Raw genomic sequence first — 2,738 nt, 5'->3', positions numbered from 1 at the left:
GAGTGCGCTGAACTCGCCCGGGTGCGGGCGGGCGCTGCCGGCTACGTCCAGGCCCTCGATCCGCAGGCGCTGAACGGGACCAACCGCATGCGCCTGTTCGTTTTCCCCAACGCCGCGGGCACGCAGGCGCGGCTCGTCGCGCTGTTGGACAACCTCGGTAAGGGCGCATCCGGGGCGGCGGTGCAGAACCTGAACCTGATGCTCGGCCTGGCGGAAGACGCAGGGCTGTGACCCGCGGCCAACGCGCGGCAGGACGCGCCGGCCGCTCGGGGTAGAGCAGGCAATTTGTCGCAGGCGCGGAAGCGGGCGGTTAGGGCTCGTTTCAGAGATCGCCGTGAAGTTGCGGGGCCTAGATCCAGAAGAACGGTCCCGTCAAAATGACTGTGGAACACGAAGCCCGCGAAGCGCTCAACGCACTCCTGCGCCTGGCCAGCCAAGCCTGCGGGCGTCCTGTGGAATTCCTGTTCCGCGCCGCCGCGGCTCCGGCGCCTGGCGCCCGGGTGGCCTGGATCGACGACCATTGCCAGCCCCATTCCGCTTCGTGCATGCGGGCGGACGCCCCCGTCCCGACGGCGGGGGGCAAGGCGGCCGTCCTCTGCGTGGCGGGTCTCTCCTCGCATGACGAGGCCATCGAACGGATCCTGGCCGATTGCGCCGCGGCGGCCGGCCAGATCCTGGCCCGCATGCCCGCGCCCGGCGCCGGGCCGACGGGTGAAATACCGGCCCAGCTCCGCTATTTCGTGGAGAACGCCCCCTTCGCCATCGCCATCCACGACCGCGACATGGTTTTCCTGTCAGTCAATGAGCGCTGGCGTTCCGACTTCGACGGCTTCGTGATCGGAGAGGTGACCAACCGATCCCTGTACGATATCGAACCCACCTGGCGCGCCCTGGCGCCGGTGTTCGACAACTGCATGGCCGGCGAGCGGCTGACGGCGCCGAGCACCCCGATATCCTTCGCGGATGGGCGGGTGGTCTACGTCAATATCACCGCGATCCCTTGGCGCACCGAGGCCGACGAGGTCGGCGGCGTCATTCTGATGCATCGCGTCGTGGGTGACGAAAGTGGGGACAGCTTCGAGTTGGTCCGCACGCAGCAGCGCCTGGACAGCGCGATCCGGCTGGCTGGCATCGCCGTATGGGAGATGGACTACACGACCAAGTCCTCGTGGGGGCACGGTCTGGATGGTGTGCTGATGGAGGCCGTGGCCGCCTCGGACAGCGGCAGCTTCCAAGCGATGCAACAGGACCCCTTCGCATCCGTGCTGCCAGAGGACAGGCCGATGTGCGAGGCGGAAGCCGCCCGCGCCCTGGCGGAGAACCGGCCGTTCCGAGCCGAGTATCGGCTCAACCTCCCCGACCGCGAGGCCTGGATTTCCGGGTCGATGGAAACGACGGTGAAAGACGGCGCTATCGAGACCATCCTCGGCGTGATCACGGACATCACGGCGCGCAAGAAGCAAGATCAGGCCCTGGAGGCGGCCCTGGCCGCCGCCGAAGCCGCCAACCAGGCGAAGAGCGAGTTCCTCGCCAACATGAGCCACGAAATCCGCACGCCGATGAACGGCGTGATCGGGATGAACGGCCTGCTGATGAAGACGCCGCTGAGCCAGGAGCAGCGCAAGTTCGCCGAGGCCGTGAAGATCTCCGCCGACTCGCTGATGCTGATCCTCAACGACATTCTCGAGGTCTCCAAGTTGGAGGCCGGCCGGGTCGAGCTGGAGACGGTGGACTTCAGCCTGATGGAACTGGTCGAGGACGCCGTCGAGCTGTCCGCGCCGCGGGCGCAGGAGAAGGGACTGGAGCTGGCAGCCTACGTCGAGAAGGCTGCGCGGGGGATGTTCCGCGGCGACCCGACGCGCCTGCGACAGGTCCTCCTGAATCTGCTCTCCAACGCCGTGAAGTTCACCGAGACTGGCCATGTGCATGTCGAAGTGCGGGGCATCGAGCAGCCCGACGGCGACACCGGCGTTCGGATCGAGGTCCACGACACGGGCATCGGCCTGTCGCCCGAAGCCAAGTCCAAGCTGTTCCAGAAATTCCAACAGGCGGATGGGTCGATCACCCGCCGCTACGGCGGCACCGGCCTCGGCCTATCGATCTCACGGCAACTGATCGAGCTGATGGGCGGCGAAATCGGGGTCGAAGATTCGCCGGAGGGCGGGGCGGTGTTCTGGCTTGAGCTAACGCTGCCGCGCGGCGCCGAACACCCGCGGCTTTGCCGCCAGGATCTCCACGGCCTCGCCGTGCTGGTGGTCGACGACCTGGAACTCAATCGGGTGATCTTCCGGCGACAGCTCGAGGACTGCGGCGTGGTGGTGACCGAGGCGGATGGCGCTGTGGCCTGCTTCCAGGCGCTCGACGCTGCCGCCGGACGAGGAGAGCTGTTCCCGCTGATCCTCCTGGACCAGATGATGCCGGACATGGCGGGCGAGGCGGTGGCCGAACGCATTCGCGCCACCCCGGCCTGGGGCCAGCCTGCCATCGTCATGGCCTCGTCGATCGGCGAGCCGCCGAACGCGGAGGCGGCGGCGCGCGCCGGCCTCGACAGCTTCCTGACCAAGCCCGTGCGTCACCATGATCTGATCATCAGCCTGTGCGACGTGCTGGGCAATCGCGGCAATATCGGCGCGGCGAAGGCGGAGGCGGAGGTCGCGCCGACGGTAGTCGTGGACAGCGGCATACGGGTGCTTCTGGCCGAAGACAATGAGATCAACACGCTGTTGGCCACGACCATT

The 2,738-nt window shown here is 67.5% G+C and carries 1 protein-coding gene and 1 pseudogene; both read left to right on the top strand.

Features of this window, described 5'->3' with window-relative positions; genetic code table 11:
* Positions 1 to 231, top strand: a pseudogene (locus tag QZV94_RS19270) (N-acetyl-gamma-glutamyl-phosphate reductase); the annotation flags it as partial.
* Positions 232 to 377: 146 nt separating this feature from the next.
* A partial coding sequence (locus QZV94_RS19265; RefSeq protein WP_293680537.1) for an ATP-binding protein occupies positions 378 to 2,738 on the top strand: 2,361 nt, incomplete at its 3' end.

The sequence above is a fragment of the uncultured Phenylobacterium sp. genome (assembly GCF_902826855.1).
GTDB lineage: Bacteria > Pseudomonadota > Alphaproteobacteria > Caulobacterales > Caulobacteraceae > Phenylobacterium.
The sequence above is the reverse complement of the archived record's forward strand: the minus strand, read 5'-3'. Positions and strand labels throughout refer to the sequence as shown.